This window comes from Candidatus Polarisedimenticolia bacterium, from assembly GCA_036001465.1.
GTDB lineage: Bacteria > Acidobacteriota > Polarisedimenticolia > Gp22-AA2 > Gp22-AA2 > Gp22-AA3.
The window spans coordinates 1-17,271 of record DASYUH010000085.1; the positions used below are offsets into that span (position 1 = coordinate 1).

Consider the following 17,271-nt stretch of genomic DNA (forward strand, 5'->3'; position numbering starts at 1 on the left):
GTGGCCTGCATCGCCGCGCTCGCGCTCGGCGCCGACGGCCGTGCGGACGCGCCGGACGACGACCCCTGGACGAACATGGAGGGATACATCGCCTCGCTCGCCACGAGCGACTCCCGGACGAAACGGGATCTCGCCGAGTCGGCCCACTCGTACCTGAGGCCCTTGTTCGAGGCACACCCCGGTCGCGACGAGGAGGACGTGACCCGGGTCGTCGATTCGCTGCGGCGGCTGCTCCGGACCGAGAAGGACGACTGGATCATGAAGGTCGTCCTGGACCAGCATGTCTTCAGCGACGGCGACGCGCTCCAGCCGCTGTTCCTAGACGCCCTGATGAGCCCTTCGCCCAACCTGTCCTGGTACGGCATCCAGCGGTTTTCCTATGTTGAATACGCCGAGGCGCTTCCCGAGCTTCGGAAGGCCTGGCGGCGCGAGGAGCGGCCGTGGGTCAGGCTCGACTTGATCGATGCCCTGGCCAAGCAGGGCTCGAAGGAGGACCTGGACGATTTCATCGAGCTGGCCCGCGGCCCGGACCCCGACCTGTCGGTCGCGGCCATCGAGGCCCTGGCGACGCTCGAGGACAGGCGGGCGATCCCCGCCCTGGCGAGGATAATCCGGCACGGCCCCGATGCCGCGCGCCTCGCGGCGCTCGAGGCGCTCGTGACCTGGCCGCTCGATCGCGAGGCGCGCGAGGCCGTTCTCCTTGCCAGCCGCGCCGAAGGGGCGGGGGTCCGGAAGCGCGCCGTGCGCAGCCTCGCCTCCTTCTCCGGCCACGAAGCGGAGGGCCGGCTCGTCGAGCTGGCCCTCGACCCCCATGGCGATGCCGACGTGCGAGCCGCAGCCATCGAGGGCATGAGCCAGATCGCCCCCTGGCGCGCCATCGACGTCCTGGTCGAAATCCTCCGGAAGCCGGCGCCGGAATCGGATTCCCGGCTGCATCGCCGTGTCCTCTCGGAGCTGCGGGAAATCGACGATCCCTCCATCCTGGACGCTCTGCAGGGTTTCGTGCCGAGGGACGAGGAATTTCCTTCGGGCGATTTGTCCGATCTTCAGGCTTACCTGGCGCGCGATCGCGACAAGCAGGGAAAGGTCCTCGTGCACAGCCTTTCCTGCTCCCTGGGATTGCTCTCCACCGACCCGGACGATTCGAGCAGCCTCGTCGTCTCCCCTCTCCCCTGGCTTCATTCGATTCGCTGCTGGCGCTACCCGGGGGTCAACGGGGATCCCGAGGACTTCCCCCGATTGCCGGCCGGGATACCGGTCCGGATCGACGACCACTTCGAGCTGGGCGGAGAGTCCTGGGTCGGCGTGAGCGGCGTCGACACGGAGCACTGCTGGGTCCCGATGCGGTTCATCGAACACCCCCGCGCACTGCCGACGGGAGCCTCAGAGGAGGGCATCATGCTGATCAGGCGCGAGTTCGACCTTCCCGCAAACGAGGCCGAGTCGGACCTCGCCCGCGGGCTGATGGACGCCGGGCTCCTCGAGGTCATCGATCCGGGGGACGAGGTCATCGGCGTGGCGATCACGGTGGACCCCGAGGACTTCGACATGGTCCTCCTCCTGGCGAAGAGCTGCGGTCTCGAGGAGACGCTGCTCGACGACCAGATCGATGCCATCGTGGGGGACCTGGCCCTGCTATACCCGGAGCACCCGTCGCTCGACCGCTTCCGCCGCACGCCGGCCGAGGAGTCGCCCGAAACGGACGCGGTGATCGGCCTGCGGATGAAGCAGGCTTCGGACCGGTAGGCCCCCGGGAAACCCGGTCCGGCGGCGCTTTTCCGGTTGACAGACCCCCCCGACACGGCGTATCTGTCTGTAATACCGAATCTTGGGAGGAACATGATGCCCCGCTTTGCCCGCTTGCTGTTCGTGATCGCCCTCGTTGCATTCCTGGCCGGAACGGCCGCCTGGGCCCAGGCGCCGCTCAGGGTCGGGTCCATCAGGCCCTACCTGGCGGAGACGCCACACCCCTACCCGATGGGAACCAGGCAGCGCCCGGTGGTCTGGACCGACAGGGTCGTCTCGCCGGGGGCCGAATTCGTCCGCGTCCATTTCAGCGGGCTGAACTTGGCGCCGGGGGACTATGTGTCGGTGTCGAGCCCGGACGGCCTCCAGGCCTGGACGTACACCGATGCGGGGCCGCGCGGGGACGGAGATGTCTGGGCGTTCGCCATCAATGGGGACACGGCCATCGTCAGGATCCATGCGGGGCGGGGGCAGGGGCACGGCTACCGGATCGATGCCGTGGGACACGGAGAGGTCCGTCTGGACGCGAGCAGCCCTGGCCCGGTTCCCGAGGTCCTGTGCGGCACCGATGGCCGCGAGGACGTCGCCTGTCACATGTCCGATGCGGGATTCGCGGCGGCCCAGGCCCCGGTGGCGCGGCTGCTGTTTGCCAGCGGGGGGTTTCTCTATGTCTGCACCGGCTGGCTCGCCCGGGGCAGCAACGAGAGCACTCTGGTCACCAACAATCACTGCATCAGCCGACAGCGCGAGGCCGACACCCTGCAGACGACGTTCAACTTCCAGGCCACCGAATGCGGCGGCAGCTTCGACGCCCCCATCACGTCCTACGACGGCGGGCTCCTGCTGAAGACCAACAATATCCGGAAGCATGGTCGCAGGGACGGCCTCGACTACACCCTCCTGGCCATACCTGGAAATCCCGAGGCGACCTGGGGGGAGCTGATCCCGACGACCAAGCCGACGGCGGTCGGGGATCCCATCTGGTTCATCCAGCACGGTGGGGGCGGCCGGAAGACGGTCGGATTCTTCGAGGACGACGACAAGGCGGTCCTCTGCAAGCTGGACGCGGTCGATGAGAACGTCAAGGGGGTTGCCCCGTCCAGCCAGAACTTCTACGCCTGCGACAGCGAGGGGGGATCGTCCGGCTCCCCCATCATCGATCCGGCCACGGGACATGTCATCGCGCTGCACCACTTCGGCGGCATCGGTGGCGACACCTGCCTGAACGGTGGGACCGAGATGCCCGAGATCTGCGCGGACGCCGCGGACCTGCTGTTCTGCGCCGCGGACTGAATCGCGCCCTGCCGTTTGCGAGCGAGCCGCCGGGGACCTCCCCGGCGGCTTTTTCGTTTCAGTGGCGGTGCGAGCCGCGGGGAGAGGGTCTCGGGCTGCCCCCGCCGCGTGGCGCGGATCTGAGGCTGCCGCCGCGCGGCGCGCCCCGGAATGACCCGCTCACCCGGGGCGCATTCCGGTAGGAATACCTCGGGTAGTAGCAATAGGGGGCCGAGAAGCGCGTGTGGAACCTGTACGGGGTGTAGTAGTAGGAATACGCGTAGTACGGGGCGTAGTAATAAGGATAGCCGTAGTAATAAGGGTACCCGTAGGAGAACATGAAGCTGGAGTACCCCGGCACGTAGCTGCCGTCGGAGGGGGCTGCGTAGTCCCCTTCCCCCGTGCCGAGCCGGTTCGGGTGCTCCCACTGGCTCGTGTCCTGTTCGCCGGTCACGACTTCAACGAGCTCTTTTTCACAACCCGCCTCGCGCAGCCGGTCCAGGTCGCCGGGGGCCAGGCGGAAAGTCAGGTTCTTCTCGACGATTCGCTGGATGATCTCCCTCTGCTCGATCCCCGCGTCCAGCAGGGCGAGGACGTAATCGACGCTCACGATCCGCGCCGGGGTCTCGGGGGCCGCCGAGGCGCGGCTGGACAGGAGGGCGAGCGCGACGACGAGCACGACAGCGACGGGAGGAAGGATCGAGAAGACGGTGAGGGGCAGGATTCGCTTCATGGCATTCTCTCCAAAGCCGCACCGGCTGGGTGCTTTCAGCATACACCCGTCCGGGGTTCTCCGCCAGCGCGGCGCGGCGGCGCTCCATAGCATGGATCGAGGGGACCTTTACGGGCCGCAGGATCCGTAAAGGGTCAGCCGCGGCACGATGACCAGGTCGGTGGAGGTCGGTCCCCCGCTGTTCCAGACGCCGACGGCCAGAATGTTGGTTCCCATATGCAGCAGCGGGAGCGCCGCCGAGATGTCGATGGGCGTCCCGTAGTTCGGCGTCGTTCCGTTGCTCGACTCGTGCAGGGCCGCGTTGGTGAACCAGTTCGGGGTCCCTGCCGGCATGAAGGCGCGCGTCACCTCCACGCCGTTGAGATAGGCGACGAAGCCGTCGTCGAAGTCGGCGCCGAGGGACATGCCGGTGACGGACGCCGGCTTGTTGACCCTGAATGTCGCCCGCGTGAAGACCGACAGGGCCCCTGGGGGCACGGATGTCTGGATCAGGTTCACGGCATTGGGCGGCGGGCCGGTCTCGTATCCCACCCCGTAGGTTCCGGCGGGCCAGGCGCTGTCGTCGTAGCCCTCCCTGGTCCAGTCCAGCGTGGCCGCCAGCCTCGGCACGAGCACCAGATCCGTGGACGTCGGCGCGGTGGTGTTCCAGACCCCGATCGCCAGGACGTTGATCCCGTCGTGCAGCACGGGTAGCGCGGCCGCCGAGATGTCGATCGGTGGCCCGTAATTGGGGACCGTGCCGTTGCTCGACTCGTGCAGGATGGCATCGGTGTTCCACGCCGGATCCCCCGCCGGCATCGAGGATCGGGCCACCTCCACGCCATTGATGTATGCGACGTAGCCGTCGTCGAAGTCGGCACCGAGGAAGAGGCCCGTGACCCGGGACCTGTCGGGGATCGAGAAGCGGGCCCGGGTGTAGACCGAGAAGGTCCCTGCGGGCACGGAGGTACGGATCAGGTTCACGGCATTGGGCGGCGGGCCGGTGTCGTAGCCGATTCCGTACGGGGCGCCCGACTGGCCACCTCCCCAGTAGGAATCATCGAAGGTCTCGCCGGTCCACGACAGGCCGATCCCCGGGTCGCCGGCGTTCGCCAGATACCTCATCAGCGACCCGGCCTCGATCAGGACCGCGTCTTGGGGCGGCCCGGTGAGGTTGGCGCGGTAGGTCATGGGCGATCCGAACTCCACCGCCACCGTTTGCGGCGCCAATGGAACGCAGGTGTCGATCACCGTCCCGCCAACGCACGCCGTGGTTCCGGTGGAGGCGCAGGCACCGGCCCCGCAGACGGTCGGCGTCGGCACGAATTCGTCATCGACGGTCCCGTCGCAGTCGTCGTCCACCCCGTTGCAGGTTTCGGTCCCTGGCGTCCCCGGCGTGCAGGTCTGCGGCGCTCCGCCCACGCAGTTGTCGACGGTGCGCGCGCACGCCCCCACTCCGCAGGTGGTCGACCCCAGGTTCTCGTCCGTCGCCCCGTCGCAGTCGTCGTCCAGACCGTTGCAGGTCTCCGTCCCCGGCGTCCCCGGCGTGCAGGTCTGCGGCACGCCCCCCACGCAGTTGTTGACGGTGCGGGCGCACGCCCCCACTCCGCAGGTGGTCGACCCCAGGTTCTCGTCCGTCGCCCCGTCGCAGTCGTCGTCCACCCCGTTGCAGGTCTCCGTCCCCGGCGTCCCCGGCGTGCAGGTCTGCGGCACGCCCCCCACGCAGCCGGCGACGGTGCGCGCGCACACCCCCAGTCCGCAGCTCAGGTTTCCAAGGTTCTCGTCCACCGCGCCGTCGCAGTCGTCGTCGATGCCGTTGCAGGTCTCCGTCCCCGGCGTCCCCGGCGTGCAGGTCTGCGGCACGCCACCTACGCAGTTGTTGACGGTTCGGGTGCAGGCCCCCACTCCGCAGGTGGTCGACCCCAGGTTCTCGTCCGTCGCCCCGTCGCAGTCGTCGTCGATGCCGTTGCAGGTCTCGGCCGTTGGCGTGCCGGGCGTGCAGTTCTGGGGAACCCCCCCGACACAACTGCTGGCGGTGCGGGTACAGGCTCCCACACCACAGGTGATCGTGCCGAGGTTGTCGTCGATGGAGCCGTCGCAGTCGTCGTCGATGCCGTTGCAGGTTTCCGTCCCAGGCGTCCCCGGCGTGCAGGTCTGCGGCACGCCTCCCACGCAGCTGGCAACCGTTCGAGTGCAGGCCCCCACCCCGCAGGTGGTCGACCCCAGGTTCTCGTCCGTCGCCCCGTCGCAGTCGTCGTCCACCCCGTTGCAGGTCTCCGTCCCCGGCGTCCCCGGCGTGCAAGTCTGCGTCACGCCCCCCGCGCAGTTGTTGACCGTGCGCGTGCAGGCCCCCACCCCGCACGTGGTCGACCCGAGGTTCTCGTCCGTCGCCCCGTCGCAGTCGTCGTCGATGCCGTTGCAGGTCTCGGTCCCAGGCGTCCCCGGCGTGCAGGTCTGCGTCACTCCGCCCACGCAGTTGTTCACGGTGCGCCTGCAGGCGCCCACCCCGCAGGTGGTCGACCCGAGGCTCTCGTCCGTCGCCCCGTCGCAGTCGTCGTCGATGCCGTTGCAGGTCTCCGTCCCAGGCGTCCCCGGCGTGCAGGTCTGCGTCACTCCGCCCACGCAGTTGTTGACGGTGCGCGTGCAGGCCCCCACCCCGCAGGTGGTCGACCCGAGGTTCTCATCCGTCGCCCCGTCGCAGTCGTCGTCGATGCCGTTGCAGGTCTCCGTCCCAGGCGTCCCCGGCGTGCAGGTTTGGGGAACGCCGCCGACGCAGTTGTTGACGCTGCGCGTGCAGGCCCCCACCCCGCAGGTGGTCGACCCGAGGTTCTCGTCCGTCGCCCCGTCGCAGTCGTCGTCGATGCCGTTGCAGGTCTCCGTCCCGGGCGTCCCCTGAGTGCAGGTCTGCGTCACTCCACCCACGCAGTTGTTGACCGTGCGCGTGCAGGGGCCGACCCCGCACGTCGTCGTACCCAGCTGCTCGTCCACCGATCCGTCGCAGTCGTCATCGGCGCCGTTGCACGTCTCTGTCGCGCCCGGGTGGACGGACGCGACGTTGTCATCGCAGTCCACGTCGTCGGTGTAGCCGTCGTGGTCCAGGTCCTGGCAGACATCTCCGATGCCGTTGGTATCGGAGTCCTCCTGGCCCGGATTGGAGGTCCCGGCGCAGTTGTCGCAGGCGTTGCCTCGGCCGTCATGGTCGCCGTCGAGCTGGCCCGCGTTGGCCACGAGGGGGCAGTTGTCGTCGATGTTGGACACCGCGTCGGCATCGGTATCCAGGCCCTGCGGTGCGCAGTGGGAGGGGATCGTGCGGGGCTGGCCGCCGCTTCCCGAACCGGCCGTTCCCTCGCCGCAACGGTTGGTGCCCGTGATGACATAGAAGTACGCCGCCCCGCGGGGCGGGTTGCTGGCATCGGCGAAACTGCTTCCGGTCGACTCCGACACCAGGCAAGCCAGGGTGTCGTTCCAGGCCCCCGTCAAGCGGTTCCAGGTGCTGCGGTAGACGTTGTGGACGTTCGCCTGGGCGATTCGCGTCCAGGTAAAGGTGAGCGGCGGCACGCCGGCCACCGACCTCACGGTCTGGCCCACTTCCCCCGGGATGGCGCTGACGCTGTTGGTGAGCGGGGCGCAGTCGGAGACGTCCGGCACCAGGTCGTTGTCGTCGTCCGGATCGACGCAGTCGTTCAGCCCGTCCCCGTCGCTGTCACCGAACCCTTCATCGACCTGCTGGTTGCAATTGTCGTCCACCCCGTTGCAGATCTCCGGAGCGCCCGGATGGATCGCCGCCGCGGCATCGTTGCAATCCCCCCCGCAGGTGGTGAAGCCGTCCCCATCGACATCGAAGTTCTCGTCGACCGCGCCGTCGCAGTCGTCGTCGATGTTGTTGCAGGACTCCGCGACCGGCGCGCCGGGCGTGCAGGTCTGCGGCACGCCGCCGATGCAGTTGTTGACGGTCCGCGTGCAGGCCCCTGTGCCGCACGTCGTGCTGCCCAGGCTCTCGTCCACGGCGCCGTCGCAATCGTCGTCGATCCCGTTGCAGACCTCGGCCGTCGGCGAGCCGGGCGTGCAGGTCTGCAGCACGCCGCCGACGCAGGCGTTCACGGTGCGCGAGCAGCCCCCCGTGCCGCAGGTGATGCTGCCGAGCCCCTCGTCGACCGAGCCGTCGCAGTCGTCGTCGATGTTGTTGCAGGTCTCGGCGGTGGGCGTGCCGGGCGTGCAGGTCTGCGGCACGCCGCCGACGCAGGCGATCACGGTGCGAGCGCACGCCCCCGTGCCGCACGTCGTGTTGCCCAGGCCCTCGTCCACCTGCCCGTCGCAGTCGTCGTCAACTCCATTGCAGACCTCGGTCGTCGGCGAGCAGGTCCCCGTGCGGAACCCCAGGTAGAGGTGGGCGCCCCCCGCCTGATCCACCTGGAGCCCGGCGTTGTTCAGGCCGATGGCGCCGGCGATGATGTCCCCCAGCCCGTCGCCGTTCACGTCTCCCGCGCGCGCCACGGAACCGCCCAGAAGCGCGTTGGGCTGCGACTCCTGGGCGTTGAAGGCCGCCTGGTTCCCCAGCCCATTGGTGCCGCCGTAGAATGCCCTGACCAGCCCCACCGCCGTCCTGGTCTGGTCGTCGACGCGCGGCGCGCCGATCACCACGTCGCCAAACCCGTCGCCGTCGAGGTCTCCCACGCCGGCCACGGCCGTGCCGAACTCGGCGGGGTTCACGGTGATCTTCGCGAACCAGCTGGACGAGAGGCTCGGGCCCGCCGCGGACCCGTGGTAGACGAACGCCCGGCCCGAGTCATAAAACGGCGCCCCGGCGATCACGTCGTCGAAGCCGTCCCTGTTGACGTCTCCCGCGGAGGCCACCGAGTAGCCCAGCTGCGCGAGCGTCTTGCCGCTGTCCGCCGTCCACACCGGGTTGGTCGAGAGTCCCGACGCCGAGCCTGCATAGACGAAGACGCGCCCCTCGTCGGAGAAACCGGCGTTGTCGTAGAGCGGCGCTCCGACGATGACATCGTCGTAGCCGTCGTTGTTCACGTCGCCGGCGGACGCCACCGAGAACCCGAAGGCCGAGCTGAACAGACCGCTCCCCGCGGTCCAGGCGGGGGAGGCGGACGGTCCGGCGGCCGACCCGAGATAGAGGAAGGCATGCCCTTCGTCCGTGTTGAAGGAGGTGTCGAACTCCGGCGCCCCCACGATCACGTCGGCATAGCCGTCGCCGTTCACGTCCCCCGCCGAGGCGACCGAGGACCCGAACTTGGCCCCGTTCTGGTCGGGCTCGGCCGTCCACGCCGGCACCGTCCCCAGCCCCGCGGCCGAGCCGAGATAGACGTAGGCGCGACCCTCGTCCACCTGCACGTTGTCGTACAGCCTGGCGCCGACGATGACATCGTCGTAGCCGTCGTTGTTGACGTCCCCCGCCGAGGCCACCGAGTATCCGAACCAGGCGCCGGCCAGGCCCCCGTCCGCCGTCCACGCGGGTTGGGATGCAGGACCGGTCGAGGAGCCGAGGAAGACGAAGGCCCGTCCCTCGTCGAAGCTGCCACCGTCGAAACGCGGCGCGCCGACGATCACGTCGGCGTAGCCGTCGCCGTTCACATCCCCCGCTCCGGACACCGAGGTGCCGAACCGCTCGTCGAACTGATCCCCCAACGCCGTCCAGGCGGGAGTCACGATGGTCGGATCGACGACCAGGGGGTAGGAGCGCCCCTGATCCGCGACGGCGATCTGGATCGCCCCGGGCACGAGCCGCATCTCCGCCGGCACGCGGCGGCCGTCGGCGTCGAAGACCACGAGCCCGGACTGGCGCAGGGCCACGGTGCCGTCCGGCACGGCGAACGCGATCGCGTCGTCCCCGTCGGCGACGGCCCCGAGATCTCCGGAGTGGGCGATCTCCAGAATGAGGTGCGATTCGGGATCTCCGGCGGGCGGCCCGGAGATGGTGAACCCCTGCTCGATCCCGCGCGGCTCGTTGACGTACCACTCGGTCAGGCCGAGGGAGACCCGCGCCTGCTCGACGCGTACGCCATGGGCCCTGACGACGGCGGGAGGAACCGGCAGCAAGGCCCCCTCTCTCCCGAAGGCGCGCAGCCTGAGGGCCAGGTTCCAGCGCGCCGGCGCCGGACCGCGGGGCGTGAAGTGGACACCCGTCGCGTCCGCCCGGGTCCTGAGACCCTGGGCCCGATTGGGGGCCGACCAGGTGCCGTCGGATCCCTCGTCGAAGGAATATTCACCTCGAGCAATATCATCCAGGGCGATTGTGATTAAGGGAACGGAATGAACGGGCTGGGTGGGGTAAAGGCTTGGGACCTGCGTGGAAGCGACGAGAGCCGCCACCAGCACGACTGACCCGAGGCGTACACGTGACATGCGCACCTCTTCACTGAGTCCCAAGTGGGGAAATTCATTGGGATATACGAGCAAAACTACGCTGATGCAACCGGAGAACTGGAATTGTTTGGGAGGCTCTTCAGGGACAGAGGGTCAGGCCGAAGTACTCGACCAGGATCACCAAGTCGAGCGGCCCGACGAAGCCGTCTCCGTCGAGGTCCGCCCCGGAGCTGTACGCGGGCTCGGACGCGGCGGCTCCCCAGGCGCGCGCCAGGATGTTGAGGTCCGCGCCATCGACCCGGCAGTCGCGGTTGATGTCGGGCGTCTTGACCACCCTGATCGCGGCCGGCCGGCCCCCGGTCAGGCCGTCCGGATTGGTCACCGCGACGGACCTGGGGCCGAGGGCGGCCGCGCCGTCGACTGAGACGGGGGCCGTCAGGCGGCCGGACGACACGAAGGTCGCGGCCCCCGCGGCGATCCCGTCACCGGCATCCACCCGGGCGGCGGGCAGGAAGTCGGCTCCGTCGACGCGGATCTCGAAGAGCCCTCCCTGCGGCAGGTAGATTGACCCCGTGCGCGTCTCGACGACCGAGACGACGGTCGGCGCCGTGGCGGCGATCACGGCGGTCACGGCCTGGGATCCGCCGGCCGTCGGCGCTTCGTGGCTGGCGATGTCGCTGATCCCGTTGACGATCATCCCGGTGTCGGGGGGCGGCGACGGCGCGCGCACCGACATCCCCACCGAGCCGGCCGATCCGGCTGGCAGCGTCCCGATCTCCCAGATGACGACTCCGCTGGAATGGACTCCTCCCGCCGTCGCCGACACGAAGACCGTGTCGCGGGGCACCGTGTCACGGATCACGACCCCTGTCAGGTCGGTCGCACCCGGGTTGGAGTACCTCAGCGTATAGGTGACCACGCCCCCCGCACCGACAGGATCGGGAGCGCCGTTGACGACGAGCGTCGGTGGGGTCGCCCGGGCCGGTTTCTCGAGCAGGAGGTGCGAGGGGACCTTGACGAGGAACGCGTCCAGCCTATCGCCGCCGGCATTGCTCGTCCAGATGAAGTACTCCCCGGTGACGTCCAGGTTCCCCTTCGGCGCCTTGCCGTAGTCGTTCCCCCCGCCCGCGGCGTCGAGATCGGTCAGCACGGGGGCGACGACCAGCACGTCGAGCGTGCCGTCCAGGCGGAAGCAGATGATCTCGTTCGCCCAGACGGCGTCGGCGAGGGACGCACTGCTGCCGCACGCGAACTGCCGTTCGAGCGGCAGATCCGGGCGCGCGTTGCCATGGGCGATGTGGTTGGGCGCCGGCGCCGACCAGTCCGTGCTGTGCGACACGAGGACGCCCGAGAGGGGATCCTTGGAGAAGTCCCAGAGGAGAACGGCGTTCGGAGCGAGGTTCCAGTCGTCCGAGCCCACCACGTAGCCGTGCCCCATGTCGGCGTGACCGACCGCCCCGGCCTGGTCCCAGACCAGCCTCTCGTTCCCGGTCGCGAGATCGAAGACCCGCATCTCCAGGTCGTGCCTCTGATCCACATCCTCCAGGCTCAGGAGCCAGCGGCCGCTTTTGTCGACGTGGCACTCGTTGAACACTCCGATCTTCGGGAACATCTGGAACTGCTGCGTGTCTTCGTGGTAGACGACGCAGCCCAGCGGCCCGAAGCCCGGCAGCGCCTCGAGGGTCGCGGAGTGGACCCGGTCGTCGTCGCTCGAATGCGCCTGCCGGATGACCCGGTCGGGGCCGAAGCGGGACGTGACGTCGAAGACGGTCTGGAACTGAGTCGTCGCGACGTCATAGCGCAGCAGCTGCGGGCCGTTGTCGAGGTAGAGCGTGTCCGGTTGGGTGGCGCTCCAGTACCAGCCCTCCGCGCTGCGCCAGCTGAGCGGGGAGGCCGGCTCGAACAGGGGCCCTCGATTGGAGACCTGATCGGTCGTCTTGTCGTACGCGAAGAGCGACGGGCCCGGCCCGCCGCGCGCCCGGTCGAGCCCGAGCAGGATCCACATCTCGTTCCTGCCGGCGTGATTGTTGATGTTGCGCCAGTAGGAGTAGCCGACGTAGTCCACGCAATCCCCGCCGCCACAGTCGCCGGCGTTCGTCAGACGCACGCCCGCGGTTCCATAGGGCGGGGGGAACAGGAACGCCCCGCGGGCCGGCAAGAACGACAGGATTTGCTGGAGTGTCGGGCGGGGCCTCACCAGCCCGGTGCCGGCCGTTTCCAGGAACCCGCCGACGAAGGGCAGAAGCTCCGCGGCAGGTCCCTGCCGGCCCCACCCCGGAGCCGGCGGGAACGCGAGGCCCGCTCCGAGGATGACGGCGGTGGCGGCGCACAGGCGGGCACGGATGCGCAGTCCCCTGCCCCGGAGCACATCGTGAAGCCCATGCTCCTGGACACATCCCGTCCGCCGTTCAAGCGTTCCCATGGTCCCTCCCGCGTCGACCGGGCAATCAGGTCGTGTGCGAAAGACCAAGACTATGTGCAGCGGCGCGGGCACACTATCCGGGGGAACCCCGAACCCGGGACGGGAAGAGCCTCGATGGGGACTCCGTCGTATTCCTGAAGCGACTCACCAACCGATCCGTTCCGGATCCCTGACGACCCGTACCGCATTTTCTTCTTTCTCCTTGCGGTTTTCACCCGATTGTTGGGGTCTTCGAATGGGCCCATGCTCGGGCCGGACGAAACAATCAGGAGGTGCAGATGACGGCGAGAGTGCGGGCGACGCGGATTCCTTCCACCGTTCTGATGGCGATCATCGGCTCGCTGTCGCTGTCACCGCACCGGACCGAGGCGCAGATCCTGCCGGGCGACCTGGTCGTCACCATCACGTCTCCAAGTCAGGGAGCGACTGTCTCGGGCACGATCACGGTCAGCGCGAGCGTGAGCCCCGTGGGTGCCCTTGTCGGAGGCGTTCAATTCAAGGTGGACGGCGCGAACCTCGGCGCGGAAGACACGACGGCCCCGTACTCGATCCCCTGGGATACCACCGGCAAGAGCAATGGGTCGCACACCCTCACGGCCGTCGCGCGGGACGCGCTCGGACTTCTGTTCCAGTCCAGCCCTGTGACCGTCACCGTCTCCAACGCGCCGCCGCCCGACACCACTCCTCCGACGGTCAGCATCACCTCCCCCGCTTCCGGGGCGACCGTCTCGGGGACGACTACGGTCAGCGCTTCCGCCTCCGACAACCTCGGCGTCGCCGGTGTGCAGTTCTTCGTGGACGGTTCCGCGCTCGGTGCCGAGGACACGAGCTCTCCCTACTCGGCCTCCTGGAACACGACGACCGTCGCCAATGGCTCGCACTCGCTCACCGCGAGAGCCCGTGACGGCGCCGGCAATACCAGTATGTCCGCCGCGGTCACCGTCACCGTGTCGAACGCTCCGCCGCCCGACACGACGCCTCCGTCGGTCAGCATCACCTCGCCCGCTTCCGGCGCGACCGTCTCCGGGACGACAACCGTCAGCGCCTCCGCCTCCGACAACGTCGGGGTAGCCGGCGTCCAGTTCTTCGTGGACGGCTCCGCGATCGGCGCCGAGGACACCTCTTCCCCGTACTCGGTCTCGTGGAACACCACCACCGTCGCCAACGGCTCTCACTCCCTCACAGCCAGGGCGCGTGACGCCGCCGGCAACAGAACCACCTCGGCGGCGGTCACGGTGACCGTGTCGAACGCCGACACGACCGCTCCAACGGTCAGCATCACCTCCCCATCGTCCGGGGCGACCGTCTCCGGGACGACAACCGTCAGCGCCTCCGCCTCCGACAACGTCGGGGTAGCCGGCGTCCAGTTCTTCGTCGACGGGTCGGCCCTCGGCGCCGAGGACACGTCGTCGCCTTACTCGGTCTCCTGGAACACCACGACCGTGGCCAACGGCTCTCACTCGCTGACCGCCAGGGCGCGGGACGCCGCGGGCAACACGACCACCTCGACCGCTGTGACGGTGACCGTGTCGAACGCCGACACGACCCCTCCGACCGTCAGCATCACCTCCCCATCGTCCGGGGCGACCGTCTCCGGGACGACAACCGTCAGCGCCTCCGCCTCCGACAACGTCGGGGTAGCTGGCGTCCAGTTTTTCGTCGACGGGTCGGCCCTCGGCGCCGAGGACACGTCGTCGCCTTACTCGGTCTCCTGGAACACCATGACCGTCGCCAACGGCTCTCACTCCCTCACCGCCAGGGCGCGGGACGCCGCCGGCAACACGACCACCTCGACCGCTGTGACGGTGACCGTATCGAACGCCGACACGACCCCTCCGACCGTCAGCATCACCTCTCCATCGTCCGGGGCGACCGTCTCGGGGACGACAACCGTCAGCGCCTCCGCCTCCGACAACGTCGGGGTAGCTGGCGTCCAGTTCTTCGTCGAGGGCACGGCACTCGGCGCCGAAGACACAACCTCGCCGTACTCGACCTCGTGGAACACCACGACAGCCACCAACGGTTCGCACTCCCTCACCGCGAGGGCACGCGACGCCGCGGGCAACTCAACGACCTCCGCCGCGGTCACCGTCACCGTGTCGAACGCTCCGCCTCCCGACACCACCCCTCCGACGGTCAGCATCACCTCCCCCGCTTCCGGGGCGACCGTCTCGGGGACGACCACGGTCAGCGCCTCCGCTTCCGACAACGTCGGCGTCGCCGGCGTGCAGTTCTTCGTCGACGGCTCAGCGCTCGGCGCCGAAGACACAACCTCGCCGTACTCGACCTCGTGGAACACCACCACCGTCGCCAACGGCTCGCACTCCCTCACCGCCAGGGCACGCGACGCCGCGGGCAACTCAACGACCTCCGCCGCGGTCACCGTCACCGTGTCGAATGCTCCGCCTCCCGACACGACCCCTCCGACGGTCAGCATCACCTCCCCCGCTTCCGGGGCGACCGTCTCGGGGACGACCACGGTCAGCGCCTCCGCTTCCGACAACGTCGGCGTCGCGGGCGTGCAGTTCTTCCTCGACGGCACGGCGCTCGGCGCCGAAGACACAACCTCGCCGTATTCGGCCTCGTGGAACACCACGACAGCCACCAACGGCTCGCACTCCCTCACCGCGAGGGCACGCGACGCCGCGGGCAACTCAACGACCTCCGCCGCGGTCACCGTCACCGTGTCGAACGCTCCGCCTCCCGACACGACCCCTCCGACGGTCAGCATCACCTCCCCCGCTTCCGGGGCGACCGTCTCGGGGACGACCACGGTCAGCGCCTCCGCTTCCGACAACGTCGGCGTCGCCGGCGTCCAGTTCTTCGTCGACGGCTCAGCGCTCGGCGCCGAAGACACAACCTCGCCGTACTCGACCTCGTGGAACACCACCACCGTCGCCAACGGCTCGCACTCCCTCACCGCCAGGGCGCGTGACGCCGCCGGGAACACGACCACCTCGACCGCTGTGACGGTGACCGTGTCGAACAGTTCGCCCCCCACCACGACCCGGTTCGAGGAAAGCTCCACGACCCTGACGCCAAGCGGAGCCTGGTCGGAGACCACCAGCGCCGGCGTGGGGGCGACCCTGAGCGGCGACCGGGCCGTGTTCTCCGCGACGTCGGGGGCCAGGGCGACCTTCACGTTCAACGGCACGGGGGTGAGCTGGATCGGCCTGCCGTGCGAGATCTGCGGTTTCTCGAACGTCTTCCTGGACGGGGCGCTGGTCGGCACGGTGGACACCTACGCCGCCACGCGCCCCGCGGCGTCACAGGTGATGCTCACCAGAAGCGGGCTCGCGTCCGGGAGCCACACGCTCGTGGTGGAAGTCACCGGCACGCAGAACGCCGCCTCCGGCGGCGCCAACGTCCTCGTGGACGCCTTCGACGTGACCGGGTCGACTCCGTCCTCCGACACGTCCCCGCCGACGGTCAGCATCACGTCGCCCGCTTCCGGGGCGACCGTCTCGGGGACCACCACCGTCAGCGCCTCCGCCTCCGACAACGTCGGCGTCGCCGGCGTGCTGTTCTTCGTGGACGGCTCCGCCATCGGCGCCGAGGACACCACCTCGCCGTACTCCGTGTCCTGGAACACGACGACCGTCGCCAACGGCTCCCACTCCCTCACCGCGAGGGCACGCGACGCCGCGGGCAACTCGACGACGTCCGGCGCGGTCACCGTGACCGTGTCGAACGCGGCGCCCTCCGACACGACCCCGCCGACGGTCAGCATCACGTCGCCCGCTTCCGGGGCGACCGTCTCGGGGACCACCACGGTCAGCGCCTCCGCCTCCGACAACGTCGGGGTCGCCGGCGTGCTGTTCTTCGTGGACGGCTCCGCCATCGGCGCCGAGGACACCACCTCGCCGTACTCCGCTTCCTGGAACACCACGACCGTCGCCAACGGCTCCCACTCCCTCACCGCGAGGGCACGCGACGCCGCGGGCAACTCGACGACGTCCGGCGCGGTCACCGTGACCGTGTCGAACGCTTCGTCCGGCACGACGCGATTCGAGGAAACCGCCGCGACCCTGACGCCGAGCGGAGCCTGGTCGGTGACCACCGGCGCCGGCGTGGGGGCGACCTTGAGCGGCGACCGGGCCGTGTTCTCCGCAACCTCCGGGGCCAGGGCCAGCTTCACCTTCAGCGGCACCGGGGTGAGCTGGATCGGCCTGCCGTGCGAGATCTGCGGCTTCTCGAACGTCTTCCTGGACGGGACGCTGGTCGGCACAGTGGACACCTACGCCGCCACACGCCCCGCCGCGTCGCGGGCGATGTTCACCCGAAGCGGGCTCGTGTCCGGGAGCCACACGCTCGTGGTGGAAGCCACCGGCACGCAGAACGCCGCCTCCGGCGGCGCCAACGTCGTCGTGGACGCCTTCGACGTGGAGGGCTCCACCGGGAGCGGATCGGGCCCGAGACGGATCGAGGAGACCGATCCGTCCGTCCGGCTCGTCGGCGACTGGATCACCCACTTCCGCGACGATCTGAGCGGCGGCTCGATCGTCGAGGCCGCGAACCCCGGCGAGACCGCCACACTGACCTTCAGCGGGACGGGAGTGAAATTTATCGGCTTCAGGGGGCCGTGGGCCGGGATCGCGGAGGTCTTCCTCGACGGGACCTTGAGGGCGACGGTCGACACCTATGGCCCGGTCGAGCAGGCGCAGGTCGTGATGTACACGGTCAGCGGCCTGCCGGCGGGGAATCACACCATCCAGATCCGGGTCACGGGCACCTGGAGCTCGTCCAGCGTTTCCGCCTGGGTCGTCGTGGACGCGTTTGACGTGGAGTGACCGTGCGTTCA

General features: G+C 69.3%; 6 protein-coding genes. 3 read left to right on the forward strand and 3 right to left on the reverse strand.

What is annotated here, in order from left to right:
* Positions 1-1,746 (forward strand): HEAT repeat domain-containing protein (locus tag VGV60_15255; protein ID HEV8702630.1); only part of this gene is annotated, 1,746 nt, incomplete at its 5' end.
* A gap of 96 nt (positions 1,747-1,842) precedes the next feature.
* Positions 1,843-3,039 carry a serine protease gene (locus VGV60_15260; GenBank protein ID HEV8702631.1) on the forward strand — a complete coding sequence of 399 codons (1,197 nt, stop codon included), beginning with the start codon at positions 1,843-1,845 and terminating at the stop codon, positions 3,037-3,039.
* A gap of 58 nt (positions 3,040-3,097) precedes the next feature.
* Here VGV60_15260 and VGV60_15265 read toward each other — a convergent pair whose 3' ends face one another.
* The 3 genes from VGV60_15265 to VGV60_15275 all read right to left on the reverse strand — a co-directional run bounded on the left by VGV60_15265 (position 3,098) and on the right by VGV60_15275 (position 12,470).
* Complete coding sequence (locus VGV60_15265; protein HEV8702632.1) at positions 3,098-3,751, reverse strand: hypothetical protein; 654 nt, start codon at positions 3,749-3,751, stop codon at positions 3,098-3,100.
* Between the two features lie 108 nt (positions 3,752-3,859).
* Positions 3,860-10,087 carry a MopE-related protein gene (locus VGV60_15270; GenBank protein HEV8702633.1) on the reverse strand — a complete coding sequence of 2,076 codons (6,228 nt, stop codon included), beginning with the start codon at positions 10,085-10,087 and terminating at the stop codon, positions 3,860-3,862.
* Between the two features lie 100 nt (positions 10,088-10,187).
* A complete protein-coding gene (locus VGV60_15275; protein HEV8702634.1) occupies positions 10,188-12,470 on the reverse strand; it encodes a dockerin type I domain-containing protein in 2,283 nt (760 codons plus the stop codon).
* Between the two features lie 278 nt (positions 12,471-12,748).
* Here VGV60_15275 and VGV60_15280 point away from each other — a divergent pair, with 278 nt between their 5' ends.
* Positions 12,749-17,260, forward strand: coding sequence for an Ig-like domain-containing protein (locus tag VGV60_15280; protein ID HEV8702635.1), 4,512 nt, complete (start codon positions 12,749-12,751; stop codon positions 17,258-17,260).
* Positions 17,261-17,271 lie beyond the last annotated feature (11 nt).